This is a genomic window from Brucella sp. BE17, from assembly GCF_039545455.1.
Taxonomy (GTDB): Bacteria; Pseudomonadota; Alphaproteobacteria; order Rhizobiales; family Rhizobiaceae; genus Brucella.
On sequence record NZ_CP154467.1, the window covers coordinates 2,234,114 to 2,256,170 of the forward strand.

A 22,057-nucleotide genomic window follows, 5' to 3' on the forward strand; every position below is an offset into this window, starting at 1 on the left:
TAGAAATGCTAAAAAGATCAGTTCTGATCTTCGCTTTGCTCACTGGCAGGCGTGTCGGCTACGACCTTCGGTCCGCCCTTGGAAACACCGACCATGGCCGGGCGCAGAACGCGGTCGGCAATGGCGAACCCGGCTTGAACGACCTGCACCACAGTGTTGTTGGGAAGATCGGCATTGGGGACCTCGAACATGGCCTGATGGAAATTCGGGTCGAATTTCTCGCCTTCCGGTTCAAGCTTTTTCACACCATGGCGTTCGAGCGTCTGCAAGAGACCGCGCTCTGTGATTTCCACACCTTCGGCCAGTGATTTCAAATTGGCATCGCTTTCACCGGCGTCAGCGGGGATCGCGTCGAGCGCACGGCGTAGATTGTCGGAAACCGAAAGCATGTCGCGGGCGAAATTGGTCACTGCATAAGTGCGTGCATCCTGCACATCGCGCTGCGTACGCTTGCGTAGATTTTCCATTTCGGCGGCAACGCGCAGAAGCTGGTCTTTCAGCTCGCGATTATCGGCTTCCAGCGCGATAAGGCGGTTTGCGGTGTCGTCGATTTCCGCTTCGATCTCGTCTTCTGCGACTTCCGCACGCGCTTCCGCCTTACGGCTTTTCAGAAAATCGTTGGCAGCGCGGCTCAGCGCCTCGCGATCCTTCGGATTATTGATGTCGCGTTGCTCAAGATCGGGGTTTTGAGGCTTGTTCTTGTCGTCGGTCATAATACTGCTTCCGTCTTGAATAATACGTGAATAGTACGTGGGCTCGGATATCGAGTTTCGCGCCTTTAAAATCAAGGCTTAATTTCGGTTACCCCGTCAAGTCTGACATTTCCTCAAGCGTGTCGCCCAAAAGTGGGAACTGGTTTTGTGATAAAGGCATGCATAGAAACACAAACCTAACGCAGCAGCCGTGAGACGATCTGGGCGGTATAATCCACCATCGGCACGATACGGGCATAATTCAACCGTGTCGGGCCGATCACGCCGAGCGCGCCGATCACCCGTTGCTCGCTGTCGCGATAGGGTGCGACCACCAGCGATGATCCGGAAAGTGAAAACAGCTTGTTTTCCGAGCCGATAAAAATGCGCACACCGGAGCCGGTTTCGGCAAGGTCAAGCAATTGCACCATGCCATCCTTGGTTTCCAGATCATCGAACAGGTGGCGCAGGCGCTCGATATCTTCCTGCGCGTTGATGTTTTCCAATAGATTGGCGCGCCCACGTACAATCAATCGCGCCGGCTGATCTGCTCCTGCGCCACTCCACACCGCAAGCCCTTGTTCGACTAAGGCCTGCGAAAGCGCATCGAGTTCGCGCCTCGTTTCTTCCATAAGCGATTTGAGTGCATTACGGGTTTCCGACAGGGTTTGCCCATGAATATGAGCATTGAGAAAATTCGAGGCTTCGATCAGTTGCGAGGTGGAAATACCGGCGGGGAGGTCGATGACACGATTTTCGACATCGCCATTTTGCATCACCAGCACGGCAAGCGCGCGTGTCGGCTCAAGGCGCACGAATTCAATATGCTTGAGGGCGCCTTCGGCTTTTGTCGCGAGAACAAGCCCGGCACCGCGTGAGAGGCCAGATAAGACCTGACTTGCTTCAGTCAACAGGCTTTCGACCGAGTTGCCATTGCCAGCCGCCCGCACCTGCGCTTCGATGGAAGAGCGTTCACCGGGCGGCAAATCGCCCACTTCCAGAAAGGCATCAACGAAAAAGCGCAGGCCAATATGCGTTGGCAGACGCCCCGCTGAGATATGCGGTGCATAGATGAGGCCCAGATGTTCGAGATCGCTCATCACATTGCGGATGGTGGCGGGGGACAGCGTGTGCGGCACCAGTCGCGACAGGTTGCGTGAGCCGACAGGATCGCCGTCATTGAGGTAGCTTTCGACGATCAGCCGAAAAATTTCGCGCGAGCGCTGGTCGAGCGAATTAAGAAGCTGATGTTCTGGCGTTTTCATCATGGCGGATCAAATGTGCTTTCTAAACGGAACCTGAATATAAGCTTGTCGTGGCGGGCGTCAAAGGCTTTGGCACCCGTGAAAGTGCCAGGCGCGATGAAATCCCTTTCTATTTGCGGCGTCCCGGCCTAAAAAGCCGCACGGAAAACTGAATTTGAGGAATTGTTAAATGCGTCCATCCAAGCGTAGCGCTGACGAAATGCGTGCCGTATCTTTCGAGCGCGGCATCTCCAAACATGCGGAAGGCTCTTGTCTGGTCAAGTTCGGCGACACGCATGTGCTGTGCACGGCAAGCCTCGAGGAAAAAGTGCCGGGCTGGATGCGAAATTCCGGCAAGGGCTGGGTGACAGCCGAATACGGCATGTTGCCGCGCTCGACCGGTGATCGCATGCGCCGCGAAGCGGCAAGCGGCAAGCAGGGCGGACGCACGCAGGAAATTCAGCGCCTGATCGGACGCTCGTTGCGCGCCGTTGTTGATATGCAGGCTTTGGGCGAATTCCAGATTACGGTCGATTGCGATGTCATTCAGGCCGATGGTGGCACGCGCACGGCGGCGATCACCGGTGGGTGGGTGGCGCTGCATGATTGCCTGCGCTGGATGGAATCACGGCAGATGGTGCGTGTGGAAAAAGTGTTGAAAGACCATGTCGCCGCCATTTCCTGCGGTATTTATGAGGGCGAGGCTGTTCTCGATCTCGATTACGTGGAAGATTCGGCTGCCCAGACCGACAGCAATTTCGTTATGACCGGCTCAGGCGGCATTGTCGAAATTCAGGGCACCGCCGAAGGTGAGCCATTTTCGGAAGAAGAGTTTTCTAATTTGCTGCAACTGGCGCGCGGTGGCATCAATCGCCTCGTATCCTTGCAGAAGATGGCTGTCGCCTGATAGTAGAGGGCGCCTGATAGAGAAGGCGCCGCTCCATCCGCTTTGATTTAATGCTCGTCAGGAGAGGTCCGATCATGCAAGCGACCCGTATTCTTGAAACCGCGCTTTACGTCCGCGATATTGCCGAGGCGATCCGCTTTTATGGCGATATTCTGGGGCTGGAGCCGGTCGGGAAATCCAGTGATCGCAATGCGTTCTTTCGCTGTGGGGATGGCATATTGCTGCTGTTTAAGGCGGAAGAAACCCTGAAGCCGCCAGAAAGTGACGCGCTGCCGGTGCCGACCCATGGTACAAGCGGACCGGGACATGCCTGTTTTGCTGCCGAGCGCACGGAAATTGAAAACTGGTGCGCGCATCTGCAAAAGCATGGCATTTCAATTGAATCTGATTTCGAATGGCCCAACGGCGCGCGTTCGATCTATATTCGCGATCCTTCCGGAAATTCGCTGGAATTCGCCGAACCCAAATTATGGAACTAAGATGAGAGAACTTGAAAAAGGCAAGCTTATCGTGGCTTCGCACAATGCCGGCAAGTTGCGCGAATTCGACGGGCTGATCGGCCCTTTCGGTTTTGAAGTCAGCTCGGTTGCAGCGCTTGGTCTGCCCGAGCCGGACGAAACCGGCACGACTTTCGAGCAAAACGCCTATATCAAGGCGCTTGCGGCGGCAAAAGCCACGGGTCTGCCGTCATTGTCGGATGACTCTGGCCTGATGGTCGATGCACTTGATGGTGATCCCGGTGTCTATACCGCAGACTGGGCGGAAACAGAAAGCGGCAGCCGCGATTTCGCCATGGCGATGCAGAAGGTCGAAGACCTGTTGCGCGAAAAGGGCGCTACCACGAAAGAAAAGCGCAAGGCGCGGTTTGTGTCGGTGATTTGTCTTGCATGGCCAGACGGTGAGGCGGAATACTTCCGCGGCGAAGCCGAAGGCACGCTCATTTGGCCACCACGTGGCGATATCGGCTTTGGGTATGATCCTGTGTTTCAGCCTGACGGTTATGAAAAAACCTTTGGCGAAATGAGCGCGGATGAAAAGCACGGCTGGACGCCGGGTGACGCGTCTGCACTTTCGCATCGTGCGCGTGCCTTCAAGCTTTTCGCCGAGAAGAAACTGGGCGTCGTGGCGAGTGCTGCCGAATGAACCACCATTTTTCCCCATCCCACGACATGGCTGATATTCTGCCGATCGCTCGTAGTGATGGAGAAAGCGCGTTTGGTGTTTACGTGCATTGGCCGTTTTGTCTCGCCAAATGCCCCTATTGTGATTTTAACAGCCATGTCCGTCATCAGCCGGTAGATCAGAGCCGCTTTGCTGATGCCTTCAACCGCGAAATGGATAGCTTACGCGCCCGCACAGGCCCACGCACCGTCACCAGCATTTTTCTGGGCGGCGGCACACCATCTTTGATGCAGCCCAAAACGGTGGCAAGCCTGCTCGATGGTATTGCCGCGCGCTGGTCGGTGGCACCCGATATCGAGGTGACGCTCGAAGCCAATCCGACAAGTGTGGAAGCCGAACGCTTTCGCGGCTATCGTGCTGCGGGTGTCAATCGCGTCTCGCTCGGCATTCAGGCGCTGAACGATCCCGATCTGCGCCGTCTGGGCCGTATGCATTCGGTTGAAGAAGCAAAGGCCGCTATCCGGCTTGCGCGTGAGATTTTTCCGCGCCTGTCGTTCGATCTCATCTATGCGCGGCCCAACCAGACGCTTGAAGCCTGGCGCGCGGAGCTGAAGGAAGCCATCAGCCTTGCCGCCGATCACCTGTCGCTCTATCAGTTGACGATTGAGGAAGGCACGCAGTTCTATAATTTGTGGAAGGCCGGAAAACTCACCACGCCCGATCCCGATCATGCAGCAGCGCTCTATGAAGAGACGCAAAAGGTGACGGCGGACAATGGTCTTCCCGCCTATGAGATTTCCAATCATGCGGTTCCGGGGCGGGAATCGCAGCATAATCTCGTTTACTGGCGCTATGGGCAATATGTGGGCATCGGTCCCGGTGCGCATGGCCGTTTCGTGGAAAATGGCACCCGCACGGTGACGATCACCGAAAAACATCCCGAGACGTGGCTGGAAAAGGTCGAGAACCATGGCCATGGTATTATCGAGGAAGAATATCTGAAAGCCGATCAGCAGGGTGACGAGTTTCTGATGATGGGGTTGCGCCTACGCGAAGGCATCGACCTGGAGCGGTATCGCCGTTTGACCGGTCATGATATCGACCGCAAACGCCTTGAAAGGCTGGTCGCATCCGGCATGATCGAGCCGATGGACGGCCATTTCATCCGCGCAACGCCCGATGGTGCGCTGGTGCTGGATGCGCTTGTGGCGGATTTGGCGGCTTAGGAAAGATATGACTGAAATCAACGACGAGACGAAACGCGATTATGTGGTGGGTGGCACAACCATGCATGCCCGCCCCATTGAGCCTGCGCTTTATATCGTCTCGACCCCCATCGGCAATCTTGGCGACATGACCTTGCGGGGGCTGGAAACACTGGCAAGTGCGGATATCGTGGCTTGTGAAGATACCCGCGTTACACGCGTACTTCTGGACCGTTATGGCATTGTGCGTCGTCCTGTGAGTTATCACGAGCATAATGCCGATGCGGCGGGGCCGAAACTGATTGCAGCCCTTGCGGCGGGTAAAAGCGTGGCGCTGGTGTCGGACGCTGGTACACCACTGGTGTCCGATCCGGGCTTTCGTCTGGTTGGCGAAGCGCGTGAGGCGGGCTTGAAAGTCGTGCCGGTGCCGGGCGCATCGGCCATTCTGGCGGCACTGGCCGCATCGGGCCTTCCGACCGACAGTTTCATGTTTTGCGGCTTTTTGCCGGTCAAACACGGGCAGAAGCAATCGAAACTTGAAAGTCTTAAAAATATCGATGCGACGTTGGTGTTTTATGAATCGCCCAATCGTACCGCAACGACGCTTGCCGATATGGTTGCGGTGTTTGGTGAGAACCGTGACGCCGCGCTTTGCCGTGAACTGACCAAGGCCTATGAAACCATCGTCACCACATCTCTGGGCGCGTTATCGCAGCAGTTCGACGGTGAGGACCGTATTCGTGGCGAGGTTGTACTGCTGGTCGGTCCGCCTTCGGGTGAGAATTCACCGAAAAGCGAAGAAGAGGTCGATCGATTGCTCTTGTCGTTGGCTGAAGAATTGCCACCATCGAAGGCCGCCGGTGAAGCGGCACGCATGACTGGCGGGCAAAAATCGTTGCTCTATCAGCGTTTGATGCAGCTGAAGGCGAAAGCCTGATGAGCCAATTCCGCGAGAAAAAGCAAAAGGCTTTCTTTCGCGGACATAGCGCTGAGCGTTTGGCCGCATTGGCACTGATGCTCAAAGGCTATCGCATCGTTGCGCGGCGCTATCGCACACGGCTTGGCGAGATCGACCTCATCGCGCGGCGTGGTCGTCTTGTTCTTATTGTTGAAGTGAAAGCACGCGCCACGCTTGAAGCAGCGCACCTTGCCGTGACGCCTGAAGCCATGCGCCGTATCGAGGCGGCGGCTGATTTATGGCTGCAACGCCAGAGCGATTATGCTGAGCTTTCACTGCGCTTTGATCTCGTGGCCGTGTTGCCAAGACGCTGGCCAAAACATGTACCCGCTTTTTTCGCTTCCGGCTGTTACAGCTAAATATTTGTAAATCATATAAAATTTATGGGATATGATTTGCGGTAAACAGGAATGAAAATCTTCAAAAGTGCATTTTTGAGAAAAAGTGATGCTCCGCGTGATTTTCACGCGCAAGCCCGTTTCTTATAAAAATTACCTGCACGCGGAATAATGCTCCTGTCTTTCAAGAGGATTATGCCGTGTCTCAAGTGCCTGCCCGTTTACTGGCTGATTTTCCTGCCTTCTTCCGCGTTGCGGGCGAGGTTGTGGTGATCGTCGGTGGTGGCGAAGAAGCACTCAACAAGGCGCGCCTTGTGGCGCAAACATCAGCGCATCTGCGCATTGTCGCACCAATGCTTGAGCCGCATGTTGCCGATTTTATCATAAGCCATAGCGTGGAGCATGTGGCTGCACCATTTGCGGCCCAACATCTGGACGGAGCAAAGCTCGTCTTCGTCGCAACCGGCGATGAGGATCAGGACCGTGAAATTGCGGTCACCGCAAAGGCGCATAAAATCCCGGTCAATGTGGTGGACCGTCCGGCTCTTTGTGATTTTCTGACCCCTGCCATCATCAACCGTGCGCCCTTGGCGATTGCCATCGGCACGGAAGGCTCCGCACCCGTGCTGGCACAAATGGTGCGTGCGCGTATCGATGCCGCCTTTTCGCCGCGCCTCGGCGATCTCGCGCATCTTGCCGAAAGCTGGCGTCCAAAAGTGGAAAGGTTTTTGCCAAGAGGTTTGGCGCGGCGCACTTTCTGGCGGGCGTTTTTCACGGGCTCCGTGTCGCGTGCCGTCGAGCACGGAAATCTCGCACAAGCGCAGGCGCTTGCAGGTGATCTGATTGCGCAAAACTCTGTTTCCTTCGGCTATGTCTGGCTGGTCGGTGCGGGGCCTGGTGCGGAAGATCTTTTGACGCTGCGTGCGCATCGCGTGCTGATGGAGGCCGATGTCATCGTGCATGATGCGTTGGTACCCGAAAGCGTGATTGCCATGGGACGGCGTGATGCCGAGCGGCTGGCAGTGGGAAAACGCAAGGGCTGTCATTCCAAAAAGCAGAGCGAGATCAATGCGCTTCTGGTGCGGTTGGGACGCGAAGGCAAGCACATTGTGCGTTTGAAATCCGGCGACCCGCTGGTGTTCGGGCGTGCCGGCGAGGAAATGGCGGCGTTGCGCGACGCAGGCATTGGTTTCGAGGTCGTGCCGGGCATTACGTCGGCCTTTGCCGCGGCGGCTGATATGGAATTGCCATTGACCTTGCGCGGTGTCGCCTCCTCATTGGTTTTCACCACCGGCCACGATATGGCGGGCGATGTGCTTCCGGGCTGGGCCAAGCTCGCCGTCTCAGGCGCGACCATCGCCGTCTATATGGGGGCGAGTGTCGCTGCATCGGTCGCAAGCCGCCTGATTTCGGCAGGGCTGCATGAAGATACGGCTGTCGCGGTGATTGAAAATGCCAGCCGCAGCGACAAGCGGCTTTATCATGGCACATTGAAGGATTTGCCGGAGCTTGAGAAGCGCGCGCTTTGCGGGCCGGTCATGGTCATCATCGGTGACGCCGTTGCCGGCGCGGCAATCGGCAAGGCCCAAGCGCTGGCTCGCAAGCCGGTTGCGGTTGCTGCCTGATCAAGAGGAGTTTGAAAATGGTTGTAAAAGTTCTTACCGCAAACCGCCTCATCGATGGGCAGGCCGTGTGGCTTGGTGCGGACGGATCATGGCGGGAAACCATTGATGGGGCACTTGTCGCACGTCACACTGAGGCCATTACGGCGCTGGAGGCTTCTGGCAAGGCTGCGGGGCGCGCCAATCTGGTTGTCGATGTCAATGTCATCGATGTCGAGGAACGCGACGAAGGGCTTTATCCCATTCGCCTGCGCGAACGTATCCGCCTTTCCGGCCCTACCATTGTTACGCTTGGTCAACCGCATGGCTCCCAAAACTGGGAGCCGTCTCCACAGGGAAATCAGCCCACTGGACGGATTGCTGATCCTGCTTCGATGAGGAAAAGCCATGCGTAAACAGAGCCCGTTAAAGCACTTATCCTGATCTGATTACCGGAAAAGTCCCATGTATCGTTACGATGAATTTGACCGCGACTTCGTTGTGGCCCGCGTTGCACAGTTCAAGGATCAGGTCGAGCGTCGCCTATCCGGCGAACTGACGGAAGACCAGTTCAAGCCCCTGCGGCTGATGAACGGTCTTTATCTGCAATTGCATGCCTATATGCTGCGTGTCGCTGTACCCTACGGCACGCTGTCGAGCCGACAGATGCGCAAGCTCGGCCACGTTGCGCGTGTCTATGATCGCGGTTTCGGGCATTTCACCACCCGCCAGAACATCCAGTATAACTGGCCTGCGCTCAAAGACGTGCCGCAAATTCTCGAAGAGCTTGCTGAAGTCGAGATGCACGCCATCCAGACCTCGGGCAATTGCATTCGCAACGTCACTGCCGATCATTTTGCGGGGGCTGCCGCCGACGAAGTGGCCGATCCGCGCCCACTCGCCGAAATCCTGCGGCAATGGTCGTCGCTGCACCCGGAATTTTCCTATCTGCCGCGCAAGTTCAAGATCGCAATCGTCGGCTCCGATCATGATCGCGCCGCCATTCAGGTGCATGATATCGGCTTGCAACTGAAGAAAAATGCGAACGGCGATCTGGGGCTTGCCGTCTATATTGGCGGCGGGCAGGGGCGCACGCCGATGATCGCAAAGAAGATCAGAGATTTTCTGCCGCTCGAGGATATGCTGACCTATGTGACGGCGATCGTCCGCGTCTATAATCTTTATGGTCGTCGCGACAATAAATATAAGGCGCGCATTAAGATCCTAGTGCATGAAACCGGTGTCGAGGAACTGGTGAAGGATATCGACGCGGAATGGGAGCAGATTCGTTACGGTGAGTTGCAACTGCCGCAAAGCGATCTTGATGCCATTGAAAGCTATTTCCGTATGCCCGATCTGGGCCCGCGTCCAGAAGGTTGGGGCATTCTCGCCGCAACCCAAAAATCCGATCCGGCTTTCGACGCCTGGGTTAGGCGTAATGTCACGCCGCACAAGAACCCTGATTATGCGGTCGTCACCATTTCGCTAAAACCCATCGGCGGCATTCCGGGCGATGCAAGCGCTGAGCAGATGGAACTGGTGGCGGATATTGCGGAGACCTATTCCTTTGATGAAATCCGCGTCAGCCATGAGCAAAATCTTGTGCTACCGCATGTCGCCAAAGCGGACCTGCCAGCCGTGTTCGACCTGTTGCAGACCGATGGTCTGGTAACGCCGAATGCCGGGCTGATCACCGATATCATTGCCTGCCCCGGACTGGATTATTGCGCGCTGGCCAATGCCCGCTCCATTCCTGTGGCGCAACGCATTTCCGAGCGTTTTGGCGATCTTGAACGCCAGAGTGAAATAGGCGATCTCAAGATAAAAATTTCCGGCTGCATCAACGCCTGCGGCCATCACCATGTCGGCCATATCGGCATTCTGGGCGTCGAGAAAAAGGGCGAGGAGCTCTACCAGATTACGCTGGGCGGTTCGGCGGATGAGCATTCCTCAATCGGCGACATCACCGGACGCGGCTTTTCGTCTGAAGACGTGGTCGATGCCATCGAAACGCTGGTCGATACCTATCTGGACTTGCGCGAAAACGAAGCGGAAACTTTTATTGCTGCCTATCGCCGCGTCGGCATGGAGCCGTTCAAACGCGCGCTTTATGGCGAGGTGAGCCGTGCTGCCTGATCTTGATCAAAAGGCGCAGGCGAAGGCCCGTTTGCTTGAAGAAAGCCATGGTGCCTCCGCGCCGGAGGCAGTGATAGCGCTTGCCACCCACGATCTGTTTGCGGGGCGTATTGCGGTCGTCTCATCGTTTGGGGCGGAGTCGGCTGTGCTTTTGCATATGATCTCAGCAATCGATCGGGCAACGCCGGTGCTGTTTCTTGATACGGGAAAACATTTTCGCGCAACGCTCGATTATCGCCGCAACCTCGTGGATCATCTGGGCCTCACCCATGTGCAGGATATTCTACCGCTGGAAGACAGTGTGAAGGTGGATGATCCGTTCGGTGCACTGTCGATGACCGACAAGGATCGTTGCTGCTTCATCCGCAAGGTTGAGCCGATGGCGCGTGCGGTCGCACCCTTTGACGCGTGGATGACCGGACGCAAGCAGTTTCAGGCTTCGACCCGCAATGCACTGCCGGTTTTTGAATCGGTCGGTCCGCGCATTCGCATCAATCCGTTGGCGCGTCTTAAATCGGATGATTTGCAGGCCTATGCCAGAAAACACGATCTTCCCGTCCATCCGCTGGTGGCCCAAGGCTATCGTTCCATCGGGTGCATGCCCTGCACGCGACCTGTGAGCGAGGGCGAGGATCAGCGCGCTGGACGCTGGGCCGGATCGGAAAAGACCGAATGCGGCATTCACCTGGGTGGACTTGCCGATAACTTAAAGCGCATCCCGAAAAGTGTGTAACGATTTTCGGATAAGATGCGCGCGAGCAACAAACAGGTTTTTGGAGTTTTGGACCAGAAATGAGTGACCAGAAATGAGTGAAACGGCACCTGAAACAAAGCTCTGGTCGCAGCAGGGGTTTCGCGAGGACGATTATGTCTTTGCCGATGATTTGGAAGTGGCCGCCGATGCGCCGGCCGTGATCATTCCGCTTGCCGTCTGGCTCGGTCTTGATGAGGAACTGCGCCGCGCCTCCAACCGCCGTATCGGCGTGTCGGTGGCACCGGGCGAAAAGATCGAGCCGTTGCTGGATCGACTGGACGCGCTGCCGGTCATAGCACTGGAATTTCCCGCCTATACTGATGGACGTTCCTATTCCAAGGCGGAAGTTTTGCGCCGTGCAGGCTTTGAGGGCGAATTGCGCGCTTATGGCGATGTGCTGATCGATCAGGCAGCCTTGATGCTGCGCACCGGTTTCGACACATTGCAGGTGACAAATGCAGTCGCCCACAGACGGCTTGGCGAAAACCGCCTTGTCGACACACCCGGCTATTATCAGCCCGGTCGTGGCTCGGTGCTTGAGGAAGGCGGCTTTTCCTGGCGGCGCGTCAAATCTTCCTGATCATTTTATGGTTTTGCTTGATCGACTGATGGGGTAAGAGGCCGCATCAGGATTTTGGAGGCAGAACGTGATCCGCCATATTGTTTTCTTCAGCGTTAAGCCCGGTCAGGACATTGATGAGGTCCGCAAGGGCCTGGAGCGACTGGGCACCATTCCTTATTGCGACGTGTTCGAGGTTCTGCCCAATGCCAAGGTCGATCCGATGGGCAATGAGATTGATCTCGTCGTCTATGCCGAGTTCAAGGACGAGGATGCGCTGTTCGCCTTCAAGAAACATCCGACCTACGATGCCACAACGCAGCATGTGCGACCGATGCGCCAATTGCGTTTTTCGGCTGATGTTTTGGCAGACAAGGGCAGCAAGGGCTGAGTGTCAATCGACCTGCGGACGCTCCTGAAGCGGCAATCCGCCAAAAAGGTCCGGTTCGCTCGTGGTTCTGGCACGTTCTATATTGAGAAGTTTCAGCTTGGTCGCGGTCCCGCCCGCAGCCGAAAAACCGCCGACCTTGCCATTGGCGCCCAGAACGCGGTGGCATGGCACGATGATCGGAAACGGGTTTTTGCCAAGCGCATACCCCACCGCTTGCGAGAGGCTGACATCGCCCAACCGTTTCGCTATCGCGCCATAGGTGGTGGTTTCGCCAACCTTGAGTTCGGATATGATCGTATAAACCTTGCGGTTGAGATCGGGCTGCCCATCAAGCGCCAGTGGAAGATGCGAGAAATCCGGTGTTCCACCTGATAGCAGGGTTTTTATCTGGGCAATCGCCTCGCGAACGTAGTCTGGCGGGGAAATCGTTTCTGCGTCGGCAATTCGCTCTGTGAGCCGGTGGTGGATTTCAGTTTCATCAGCACTTCCTATTTCAACGCCGATAATTCTGGCTTTGCGCCAAGCAATGCCGCAAAAGCCGATCACGGTTTCAAAAATGCTGATTCCGGATGTTTCCATGTCTTGCAGGATAACATGGATTTTATCCATGAAAGCGATGACGTGCCGCAAAGTCGCAATATTTACAGCGGATGTTGCAGCGAAGCAGTTGAAGAACGCCACGAATAATGATTGTGTGACATCATCGGCCGGGTTTGTGGCGCGTTGCGTTCACGCCTTCAAATGGCCAGACAGATTGATGAGAATTTCCGGTGCAGTTTTACAATACCGGAGCCAAGGAATTTAAATGGACGATTATGAACGGTATGCCACAGGCTTGATGATCGTTTTCGGTGCGCTGATCATCGGCGGGCTCATGACGGCCAATCTCATACATGGCGATAAGGCCGGATTTCTTTTTGCACTGGGTGCGGCAGTGGTGAGCTGGTTTGCAGCCTTTGCGGTTCTGTTCGACAAGCCCCGGGTTTACGGCGTGATGATCGCCTGTGCCATCGGGCTGGTCGCAGCCTCCATTGGCGCTTACGTGACTTGATAATCGCGGATTATAAAAACAGCCCCGGTTTACCGGGGCTGTTTTGTTTCACAGATAGGGCGAATAGCACTGCCGTCTCGGACCGTAATTGGGCTGGAACGTATTGTCGTAAGCCCGATAGGAACGGTAACGGTTAAAGCACCAGCGCACATGCGGGTTGCCACCGCGATATCTGGGTGCCGGACGGTAATGCCGCGGGCGATAGCCGCGATCATCACGCCAATGGCGCGGCGGGGGGCGGTCGTAACGATAATGGCGGTAACGCGGTGGGTCGCGCCAGTTGCGTTCCGGCCATTGCTGCCATTCGCGATATTGTACATTCTCGATCGTGTTCTGTGCGCCTGAAACGGGCTTAGCCGCAATTACACCTGCCTGTGCAGGGCTACTCAGCGCAGGTAAGCTGAAGCCAAGCGTAAGCCCGAACGACAGGCAGGCGGCGAACAGGGACGACGCTATTTTCTTCATCGATTCCTCCTTCTCTTCACCCATAATTCCGAAAGGCCAGTTGCGACCGATCGCGTTATAACGCGTCATTCTCGCTCCCGCATTGTGGCGGGTTAGAGGCCTTGCGCGGTCACTATTTTTTCGCTTTGGCAACAGTCTAGTGATAGGCTTCGGGTGAGCTTTATCACACCGCGCGAGATTTGACATAAAGATATGTTTATGTCATTAAGCGGCTTCGCAATCAGGCATATGGAATACAGGCTAAATCCCCCATGGCATCTTCCCTTGACGATCTCTTTGGCGAAACCCCGGCAAAACCGGACGGTTCCGAGATTCTGGCAGCGCTCACCAAGGCTGCGCGCGAGCGTATTTTGATCCTCGATGGCGCCATGGGAACACAGATTCAAGGCCTGGGTTTTCACGAAGAGCACTTTCGGGGCGAGCGTTTCGAGGCGTGTGATTGCCAGTTGCAGGGCAATAATGATCTGCTGACGCTGACGCAGCCAAAGGCAATCGAGGAAATCCACTATGCCTATGCCATGGCCGGTGCGGATATTCTGGAAACCAACACCTTTTCATCGACGACCATTGCGCAGGCCGATTACGGCATGGAAGATGCCGTCTATGAGCTGAACCGCGATGGCGCACGTCTGGCGCGACGCGCTTGCCTTCGCGCCGAGCAGAAGGATGGCCGTCGCCGTTTTGTGGCGGGGGCTCTGGGGCCGACCAACCGCACCGCTTCGCTGTCGCCGGATGTCAACAATCCAGGGTTCCGTGCTGTCACGTTCGATGATCTGCGCATTGCCTATGCCGAGCAGATCAGGGGATTGATCGATGGTGGTTCCGACATCATCCTGATTGAAACCATTTTCGACACATTAAATGCCAAGGCTGCAATCTTTGCGGCGGAAGAAGTGTTCATCGAAAAGGCCATTCGCCTGCCGGTAATGATTTCCGGCACGATCACCGATTTGTCCGGCCGCACGCTTTCGGGCCAGACGCCGACGGCGTTCTGGTATTCGCTGCGCCATGCAAGGCCGTTCACCATCGGGCTTAACTGCGCGCTGGGAGCGAACGCTATGCGCGCGCATCTCGCCGAAATCTCGTCGATCGCTGATACGTTCGTCTGTGCCTATCCCAATGCGGGTCTGCCCAATGAATTTGGGCAATATGACGAAAGCCCGGAGGCCATGGCCGCGCAGATCGAAGATTTTGCGCGCGAAGGGCTGGTCAATGTGGTTGGCGGGTGCTGTGGCTCGACGCCCGATCATATCCGCGCCATTGCCGCAGCTGTGGCGAAACACGAACCGCGCAAGCCGGTCAAGCTTGAACCCTTGATGCGCCTGTCGGGCCTTGAACCGTTCACCCTGACCAAGGATATTCCCTTCGTCAATATTGGCGAGCGTACCAATGTGACGGGCTCTGCACGGTTCCGCAAGCTGATCACCGCAGGCGATTATTCGGCTGCTCTCGTCGTTGCCCGTGATCAGGTTGAAAATGGTGCACAGGTTATTGACATCAATATGGATGAAGGCCTGATCGACAGCCAGAAGATCATGGTCGAATATCTCAACCTGATTGCCGCAGAACCCGATATTGCGCGTGTGCCGGTGATGATCGATAGTTCCAAATGGGACGTGATCGAGGCTGGGCTCAAATGCATTCAGGGCAAGGGCATCGTCAATTCGATCTCGCTGAAGGAAGGCGAGGAAGCCTTTCTGCATCATGCGCGTCTGGTGCGCGCCTATGGTGCGGCGGTCGTCGTCATGGCGTTCGACGAAACGGGCCAGGCAGACACTGAACAGCGCAAGGTCGAAATCTGCGCCCGCGCCTACAAGATATTGACCGAGCAGGTCGGCTTTCCGCCCGAAGATATCATCTTCGATCCCAATGTCTTTGCGGTTGCGACCGGCATTGAGGAGCACAATAATTACGGCGTCGATTTCATCAATGCGACGCGCCGCATCACCGAAACCCTGCCGCATGCGCATATTTCAGGCGGTGTGTCGAACCTTTCATTTTCTTTTCGCGGCAATGAACCGGTGCGCGAGGCGATGCATGCCGTCTTCCTTTATCATGCCATTCAGGTCGGTATGGATATGGGCATCGTCAATGCGGGCCAGCTTGCCGTCTATGACACCATAGACGCGGAGCTGCGCGAGGCCTGCGAGGATGTGGTCCTCAACCGGCGTGAGGATTCAACCGAACGCTTGCTGGAAATCGCCGAACGCTATCGTGGCACGGGCGGGAAAGAAGCTAAGGCACAAGATCTATCATGGCGTGAATGGAGCGTTGAAAAGCGCCTGGAGCACGCGCTTGTCAACGGCATTACCGAATATATCGAGGCCGATACCGAAGAAGCGCGCCTTGCCGCCGCGCGTCCGCTGCATGTGATCGAAGGTCCGCTGATGGCGGGGATGAATGTGGTCGGCGATCTGTTCGGCTCCGGCAAGATGTTCTTGCCGCAGGTGGTCAAATCCGCGCGCGTCATGAAACAGGCGGTGGCGGTTCTTCTGCCTTATATGGAAGAGGAAAAGCGGTTGAGCGGCGGTGAGGGTCGTCAGAGTGCCGGCAAGGTGCTGATGGCAACCGTGAAGGGCGATGTGCACGATATCGGTAAGAATATCGTGGGCGTTGTTCTTGCCTGCAACAATTACGAAATCATCGATCTTGGCGTGATGGTGCCAACACAGAAGATACTTGAGACGGCGCGCACTGAAAATGTCGATATTATCGGTCTTTCAGGGCTGATTACGCCCTCGCTCGATGAAATGGTGCACGTCGCATCCGAAATGGAGCGCGAAGGCTTTGACATTCCGCTTTTGATCGGCGGGGCGACCACCAGCCGCGTGCACACGGCAGTGAAAATACATCCGCGCTATGATCGTGGGCAGGCGGTCTATGTGATCGATGCCAGCCGTGCGGTGGGTGTGGTGTCCAATCTGTTGTCGCCGGAAAACAAGAACGGTTATATTGACGGTGTCAGAACGGAATATGCAAAGGTGGCCGCCGCCCACGCCCGCAACGAAGCCAACAAACAGCGGTTGCCACTGTCGCGGGCGCGCGACAATGCGGTCAAGGTTGACTGGTCGGACTATCAGCCGCCAAAGCCAAGCTTTTTAGGCACAAAGACTTTTGACGATTACGATCTGGCCGAAATCGCCCACTATATCGATTGGACGCCGTTCTTCCAGACATGGGAGTTGAAGGGTCGCTATCCGGCAATTCTGGACGATGAAAAACAGGGTGAGGCGGCGCGCGCGCTGTGGAACGATGCGAAGGCGATGCTCAAAAAGATCATCGACGAAAAATGGTTCACGCCCAGCGCCGTGATTGGATTCTGGCCTGCAAACGCCGTCGGCGATGATATAAAACTCTTCACCGATGAAAGCCGTTCTGAAGAATTGGCGACCTTCTTCACGCTGCGCCAGCAACTGAGCAAGCGCGATGGCCGTCCCAATGTGGCGATGTCGGATTTCGTGGCGCCCGAGGCAAGCGGTAAAAAAGATTATGTCGGCGGCTTCGTGGTGACGGCAGGTATTGGCGAGATCGCCATTGCCGAACGTTTTGAGCGTGCAAATGACGATTATTCGTCCATTCTGGTCAAGGCGCTGGCCGACCGTTTTGCAGAAGCCTTTGCCGAGCTCATGCACCATCGCGTGCGAAAGGAATTCTGGGGCTATGCGCCCGAGGAAGACCTTTCCAACGATGATCTGATCCACGAAAAATATGCCGGTATCCGTCCGGCTCCCGGCTATCCGGCGCAGCCCGACCACACGGAAAAGGCCACTCTGTTCCGCCTGCTTGATGCCACGAACACCACCGGCGTGGAACTGACGGAAGGTTTTGCGATGTGGCCGGGATCATCAGTGTCGGGGCTCTATATTGGGCACCCGGATAGCTATTACTTCGGTGTTGCCAAGGTCGAACGCGATCAGGTCGAGGACTATGCGAGCCGCAAGGGCATGTCCTTGATGGAGGTCGAGCGCTGGCTGGCGCCGATCCTCAATTACATCCCAAGCGATGTGAATGAGGAAGCTGCCTGAGCGATAGAATTGCCGGTTTGACCGGCACTTTTTGCTTGATTGTTCCAACAGCGTTCGCGGCAGGTCGGGTTGTCCGGCCATGCCGACAGGGCAATTCCGACCAAGGCACCGTCACAGGCCTGCATCGACATGCCCTGAATGAGCGCGCCGTCAAAGCGGGCAAGGAATGTGTATTCGTGTCCGGTGCATATTCGCCCATACCTTGTGGCAACATCAAAACGTATCTTGCCGAATGGCTGACTGACAATCAGCCCCCGGAGCCAAGATCTGTGATCTCCCGGCTCGGGCATGCCGATGAAATGGCGGATGTAAATCCCTTCCTTTTCGCAGGATGCGCGTTGGACCACGGGACAGATGATCGATGTGATCGGCGGGGTGCATTTGTGAAAAGGTTTTCTGATCAGAAAGCATCCCACAACAACGATGGCGCTTCTCCGTGGCCATATTCCAATTTATATTTTAGGAAAATACGATCAATTGACAAATATGCGTTTTTTGAAACAGACGCATGATCTTGGAATCAATCCTTGTAGAAGAGACCGGTAAAACATGCTATTTATAGTATGCAGGATACGGTTTGATTATCCCTTAGGTTGTATAAGTCATAATTTAAAAACAAGTTAGGGATGGCAGCCATGAAATGGGACTTCTTATGCGATGCCATGCAGTCAGCCGACAATGCAGACCAGTTATTTGAATACGTAAAGGATTTTGCACACGAAATCGGCTTTCAGCATGTTTCTTATATCATGTCGGTTCCTTCGTTGAACGGGACAGTTAAATGGGTGTTGCACGAGGATATGCCAGACGGATGGCGTGATCTTTATGGCGATAAGAAATATGTCGAAATCGATCCACTGATCCGGCTCGGGCTAAATAGTATCGAGCCGTTGATCTGGTCGCAGAAGCTTTATACCGATGCGCCGAAATTATGGGCCGATGCGCTAAGCTTCGGGTTGAAAGTCGGTATCTCGCAGCCTTGCTGGGCAGCGCAAGGGGTGTTCGGGATGTTGACGCTCCTGCGCACTGGCCCAGCGCTCACAGAGGGTGAAATTGCCTTGCTGCGGCGGCAATTGCAAATGATCACCAATATACTGCATCTGTCGATGTATGAACTGGTGGACGTGCCACATATCAACCGCGCCAATGAAGTCTGCCTGACCGCACGTGAACGCGAAATCCTCCGCTGGACCAGCGAGGGCAAGACAGCCGAAATCATCGGCGCAATTCTCAATATTTCTACCCGCACCGTCAATTTTCATATCAGCAACGTGCTCACGAAACTGGTTTCGGTCAACAAGGTGCAGGCTGTTGCCAAGGCGCGTACATTCGGCCTTCTGTAATCTCCCCCAATGTCCGGCGGCGGTTTGGCCAGTTGGATGTTTTCTCGCCCCCGATCTCTCAACATAATACTATAAGATCTATAGGATTTTCTATTGCTTGACGGAAAAATCGTGTTTTAAAATCGGCGCAAGTTTGTTCTGCCCGCAAGAGAAAGTCTGCAAGTTTTTAGCGCTCTCGGCCCTTAATACGCGAAAGCATTCTTTCCCTTTTCTTCCTCTTTTCACGACAATATCGGCCATCATGTTTCGGTGCTGTTTGCCGGAGCATCCAGTCTGAGCCGGATGAAAGCAATGCTTCCCCCTCCCGCCAGTATCGAGTTTAGGACCTGACACTAGAGCGTATCCGGAAAAGCGTGAAACGGTTTTCGGGATACGTGTTCAAGCAAAGCCGGTCTCCGGGAGAAAATGACGTGCATCACGCATCGCTTGCCAAGAACCTGACGCATCTGCAACGTCTTGAAGCAGAGGCAATCCATATCTTCCGGGAGGTCGCGGCCACTTTCTCCAATCCGGTCATGCTTTATTCGGTGGGCAAGGATTCGTCTGTCATGCTGCATCTTGCGATGAAGGCGTTTTATCCTGCTCCGCCGCCTTTTCCGTTCCTGCATGTCGATACGACGTGGAAGTTTCGCGAGATGATCGAATTTCGCGATTCCCAGGCGCGTGAAAAGGGCATTGATCTGCTGGTGCATATCAATGAAGACGGCGTGCGTGACGGTGTCGGTCCCTTCAGCCATGGCTCCAATGTCCACACCCATGTCATGAAGACGGTAGGGCTGCGTCAGGCGCTCGATAAATATAAATTCGATGCTGCCTTTGGCGGTGCGCGGCGCGATGAGGAAAAGTCGCGCGCCAAGGAGCGTATCTTTTCCTTCCGCAATGCACAGCACGGCTGGGACCCGAAAAACCAGCGCCCGGAAATGTGGAAGATTTATAATACCCGTGTGGCAGCGGATGAATCGATCCGCGTCTTTCCGCTCTCCAACTGGACTGAGCTCGATATCTGGCAATATATCCTGCAGGAAAACATCCCGATTGTGCCGCTTTATTTTGCCGCCCGCCGCCCGGTGGTCGAACGGGACGGCATGCTGATCATGGTCGATGATGCGCGCATGAAGCTTCAACTCGGCGAAAAAGTCGAGAAGCGGCTGGTGCGTTTTCGCACTCTTGGCTGCTATCCGCTGACCGGCGCGATTCAATCGAACGCCGACACACTGTCGGGCATCGTTGAGGAAATGCTCATCGCCCGCACCTCCGAGCGTCAGGGTCGCGCCATTGATCGCGACGAATCCGGGTCTATGGAAAAGAAAAAGCGCGAGGGCTATTTCTGATGAATGCTGTCATAAAACCCTCTGAGACGAATGCTGCCGTCAGTGATTATCTTGCTGATCAGGAGCGAAAGACGCTGCTCAGGTTCCTCACCTGCGGCTCTGTCGATGATGGTAAATCCACGCTGATCGGACGGCTTCTTTACGACACCAAGCTGATTTTTGAAGACCAGCTTGCAAGTCTCAAGAATGACAGCCGCAAATTCGGCACCACCGATGATGATTTTGATTTTGCGCTTTTGGTTGATGGTCTAGAGGCCGAGCGTGAGCAGGGCATCACCATCGATGTCGCCTATCGCTTTTTCTCGACCCCGCGCCGAAAATTCATTGTCGCCGATACGCCGGGCCATGCGCAGTATACCCGCAATATGGCGACTGGTGCTTCCACGGCTGACCTCGCCGTGGTGCTGGTCGATGCGCGTCAGGGCATTCTGACACAAACGCGCCGCCATTCCTTCATCGCCTCCGTGTTGGGCATCCGGCATGTCGTACTGGCGGTCAACAAGATCGATCTGGTGGATTTTTCACAAGACGTATTCGATGGTATCGTTGCCGATTACACGGAATTTGCTGGTTCGCTCGGCTTTACATGCATCCAGCCGATTCCGCTTTCGGCGCGGTTTGGCGACAATGTCACCGCATCTTCGTCGCGCATCGGCTGGTACGAGGGACCCCATCTGCTCGAGCATCTGGAAAGCGTGCGTATCGATACGGCCGTGGCTGAAAAGCCGCTCCGCTTTCCGGTGCAATATGTCAATCGTCCCAATCTCGATTTTCGCGGGTTTTCCGGTACGGTCGCGTCTGGCACGATTGCAGCAGGCGACAGCATCGTGGTCGCCAAATCCGGCAAGACATCGCGCGTCAAGCGCATCGCCACCCATGACGGCGATCTTTCGCGCGCCTCGGAGGGACAGGCGGTGACACTGGTTCTTGAAGACGAGATCGAGGTTTCGCGCGGCAATATGCTGGTGGGGGCGGAAGCGCGACCGGAAGTGGCGGATCGTTTTGCGGCAAAACTTGTGTGGTTTGGCGAAGAGGCGTTGCAGCCGGGGCGCTCCTATTTGCTGCGCACGGAAACCGATCAGACGCCGGTGAGCGTCAATGACATTGCCTACCGCATTGATGTCGAGAGTTTTGCGCAGGAAGATGCGGCGCATCTCGCACTCAACGAGGTTGGTCTTTGCCATCTGCAAACTGTCGAGCCGATTGTCTTCGACGCCTATGCCGATAATCGTGCGACTGGAGCATTCATTCTGATCGACCGGTTGACCAATGCAACGATTGCTGCCGGTATGATCGATCATACGTTGCGGCACGCAACGAATGTGCATCTGCAAGCCTTCGATCTCAACAAGCAGCTTCGCGCCGCGCAAAAATTCCAGAAACCGGCGGTATTGTGGTTTACCGGTCTTTCTGCTTCCGGAAAATCAACCATCGCCAACCGGCTCGAACAGCGTCTGCATGCGCTGGGCAAGCATACCTATCTGCTGGACGGCGACAATGTCCGCCATGGCCTTAACAGCGATCTGGGTTTTTCCGATGACGACCGTGCCGAAAATATTCGCCGGGTTGGTGAAGTGGCAGGCCTTATGGCCGATGCAGGGCTGATTACGCTGGTGTCGTTCATTTCACCGTTCCGCTCCGAGCGCGAGCGGGTGCGGGCGCGATCGCCGGAAGGCGAATTCATCGAAATCTTTGTCGATACGCCGATTGAGGAATGCATGGCGCGTGACCCGAAAGGGCTTTATGCGCAGGCGCTACGCGGGGAGATCAAGGCCTTTACCGGTATCGATTCGCCCTATGAAGCGCCGCTTGACCCCGAGCTGCGTCTGGAGACGAGCGGACGCGGCATTGACGAATTGGTTGCGCAGGTGGAAAAGTATCTTGCCGAACGTGGTATCATCGGCAGTTATGGTAGCGATTCCTGGTCGATTTGAA

General features: G+C 55.7%; 20 protein-coding genes and 2 pseudogenes. 17 read left to right on the top strand and 5 right to left on the bottom strand.

The features are described 5' to 3' along the window. Positions 1 to 17: 17 nt before the first annotated feature. Positions 18 to 713 (bottom strand): nucleotide exchange factor GrpE, encoded by a 696-nt coding sequence (gene grpE / locus AAIB41_RS10800; protein WP_343313373.1) that lies wholly within the window; start codon positions 711 to 713, stop codon positions 18 to 20. 176 nt (positions 714 to 889) lie between these two features. Next, positions 890 to 1,960, bottom strand: coding sequence for a heat-inducible transcriptional repressor HrcA (gene hrcA, locus AAIB41_RS10805; RefSeq protein WP_343313374.1), 1,071 nt, complete (start codon positions 1,958 to 1,960; stop codon positions 890 to 892). Positions 1,961 to 2,126: 166 nt separating this feature from the next. Between hrcA and rph the strand changes: the two genes are divergently transcribed. The 12 genes and pseudogenes from rph (at position 2,127) to AAIB41_RS10865 (ending at position 11,907) form a co-directional block, all read left to right on the top strand. Then, complete coding sequence (gene rph / locus AAIB41_RS10810) at positions 2,127 to 2,843, top strand: ribonuclease PH (RefSeq protein WP_343313375.1); 717 nt, start codon at positions 2,127 to 2,129, stop codon at positions 2,841 to 2,843. Positions 2,844 to 2,917: 74 nt separating this feature from the next. After that, the gene (locus tag AAIB41_RS10815) at positions 2,918 to 3,322 is read left to right on the top strand and encodes a VOC family protein (RefSeq protein ID WP_343313376.1); all 405 of its coding nucleotides are present in this window, start codon (positions 2,918 to 2,920) and stop codon (positions 3,320 to 3,322) included. A 1-nt stretch (position 3,323) separates the two neighbouring features. Continuing rightward, positions 3,324 to 3,986 carry an RdgB/HAM1 family non-canonical purine NTP pyrophosphatase gene (gene rdgB / locus AAIB41_RS10820; RefSeq protein WP_343313377.1) on the top strand — a complete coding sequence of 221 codons (663 nt, stop codon included), beginning with the start codon at positions 3,324 to 3,326 and terminating at the stop codon, positions 3,984 to 3,986. Further along, the gene (gene hemW, locus AAIB41_RS10825; RefSeq protein ID WP_343313378.1) at positions 3,983 to 5,191 is read left to right on the top strand and encodes a radical SAM family heme chaperone HemW; all 1,209 of its coding nucleotides are present in this window, start codon (positions 3,983 to 3,985) and stop codon (positions 5,189 to 5,191) included. The genes rdgB and hemW overlap by 4 nt, the downstream gene beginning before the upstream one ends. 7 nt (positions 5,192 to 5,198) lie before the next feature. Next, positions 5,199 to 6,107 (top strand): 16S rRNA (cytidine(1402)-2'-O)-methyltransferase, encoded by a 909-nt coding sequence (gene rsmI / locus AAIB41_RS10830; protein ID WP_343313379.1) that lies wholly within the window; start codon positions 5,199 to 5,201, stop codon positions 6,105 to 6,107. Next, a complete protein-coding gene (locus tag AAIB41_RS10835; RefSeq protein WP_343313380.1) occupies positions 6,107 to 6,487 on the top strand; it encodes a YraN family protein in 381 nt (126 codons plus the stop codon). The genes rsmI and AAIB41_RS10835 overlap by 1 nt, the downstream gene beginning before the upstream one ends. A gap of 179 nt (positions 6,488 to 6,666) precedes the next feature. Next, positions 6,667 to 8,091 carry a siroheme synthase CysG gene (gene cysG, locus AAIB41_RS10840; RefSeq protein WP_343313381.1) on the top strand — a complete coding sequence of 475 codons (1,425 nt, stop codon included), beginning with the start codon at positions 6,667 to 6,669 and terminating at the stop codon, positions 8,089 to 8,091. A gap of 17 nt (positions 8,092 to 8,108) precedes the next feature. Continuing rightward, positions 8,109 to 8,384 (top strand): annotated as a pseudogene (locus AAIB41_RS10845) (DUF2849 domain-containing protein); the annotation flags it as partial. 148 nt (positions 8,385 to 8,532) lie between these two features. After that, positions 8,533 to 10,203, top strand: coding sequence for a nitrite/sulfite reductase (locus AAIB41_RS10850; protein WP_343313382.1), 1,671 nt, complete (start codon positions 8,533 to 8,535; stop codon positions 10,201 to 10,203). A 31-nt stretch (positions 10,204 to 10,234) separates the two neighbouring features. Next, positions 10,235 to 10,936 (top strand): phosphoadenylyl-sulfate reductase, encoded by a 702-nt coding sequence (locus tag AAIB41_RS10855; RefSeq protein ID WP_343314742.1) that lies wholly within the window; start codon positions 10,235 to 10,237, stop codon positions 10,934 to 10,936. Between the two features lie 73 nt (positions 10,937 to 11,009). Then, entirely contained in the window at positions 11,010 to 11,537 is a 528-nt protein-coding gene (locus AAIB41_RS10860) for a DUF934 domain-containing protein (RefSeq protein ID WP_343313383.1), read from the top strand. A gap of 67 nt (positions 11,538 to 11,604) precedes the next feature. After that, entirely contained in the window at positions 11,605 to 11,907 is a 303-nt protein-coding gene (locus AAIB41_RS10865) for a Dabb family protein (protein WP_343313384.1), read from the top strand. A 3-nt stretch (positions 11,908 to 11,910) separates the two neighbouring features. On the opposite strand, the gene AAIB41_RS10870 is transcribed toward AAIB41_RS10865, so the two are convergent. Next, positions 11,911 to 12,486 (bottom strand): methylated-DNA--[protein]-cysteine S-methyltransferase, encoded by a 576-nt coding sequence (locus AAIB41_RS10870; RefSeq protein ID WP_343314743.1) that lies wholly within the window; start codon positions 12,484 to 12,486, stop codon positions 11,911 to 11,913. A 226-nt stretch (positions 12,487 to 12,712) separates the two neighbouring features. Here AAIB41_RS10870 and AAIB41_RS10875 point away from each other — a divergent pair, with 226 nt between their 5' ends. Continuing rightward, positions 12,713 to 12,958, top strand: a complete 246-nt coding sequence (locus AAIB41_RS10875; protein WP_343313385.1) for a hypothetical protein — start codon at positions 12,713 to 12,715, stop codon at positions 12,956 to 12,958. Positions 12,959 to 13,006: 48 nt separating this feature from the next. On the opposite strand, the gene AAIB41_RS10880 is transcribed toward AAIB41_RS10875, so the two are convergent. Beyond that, the gene (locus tag AAIB41_RS10880) at positions 13,007 to 13,423 is read right to left on the bottom strand and encodes a BA14K family protein (RefSeq protein ID WP_343314744.1); all 417 of its coding nucleotides are present in this window, start codon (positions 13,421 to 13,423) and stop codon (positions 13,007 to 13,009) included. Between the two features lie 251 nt (positions 13,424 to 13,674). Between AAIB41_RS10880 and metH the strand changes: the two genes are divergently transcribed. After that, positions 13,675 to 17,448 (top strand): methionine synthase, encoded by a 3,774-nt coding sequence (gene metH / locus AAIB41_RS10885; RefSeq protein WP_343313388.1) that lies wholly within the window; start codon positions 13,675 to 13,677, stop codon positions 17,446 to 17,448. Here the strand turns inward: metH and AAIB41_RS10890 are convergent. After that, positions 17,412 to 17,612 (bottom strand): annotated as a pseudogene (locus tag AAIB41_RS10890) (hypothetical protein); the annotation flags it as partial. The gene metH and the pseudogene AAIB41_RS10890 sit on opposite strands and share 37 nt — an antisense overlap. Before the next feature lie 471 nt (positions 17,613 to 18,083). On the opposite strand from AAIB41_RS10890, the gene AAIB41_RS10895 reads away from it, so the two are divergent. From AAIB41_RS10895 to cysN, 3 genes are all read left to right on the top strand, one after another. Then, positions 18,084 to 18,791 (top strand): LuxR family transcriptional regulator, encoded by a 708-nt coding sequence (locus tag AAIB41_RS10895; protein ID WP_343313389.1) that lies wholly within the window; start codon positions 18,084 to 18,086, stop codon positions 18,789 to 18,791. A 410-nt stretch (positions 18,792 to 19,201) separates the two neighbouring features. Continuing rightward, positions 19,202 to 20,122, top strand: coding sequence for a sulfate adenylyltransferase subunit CysD (cysD, locus tag AAIB41_RS10900; RefSeq protein ID WP_343313390.1), 921 nt, complete (start codon positions 19,202 to 19,204; stop codon positions 20,120 to 20,122). After that, the gene (cysN, locus tag AAIB41_RS10905; RefSeq protein ID WP_343313391.1) at positions 20,122 to 22,056 is read left to right on the top strand and encodes a sulfate adenylyltransferase subunit CysN; all 1,935 of its coding nucleotides are present in this window, start codon (positions 20,122 to 20,124) and stop codon (positions 22,054 to 22,056) included. The genes cysD and cysN overlap by 1 nt, the downstream gene beginning before the upstream one ends. Position 22,057: the final 1 nt, after the last annotated feature.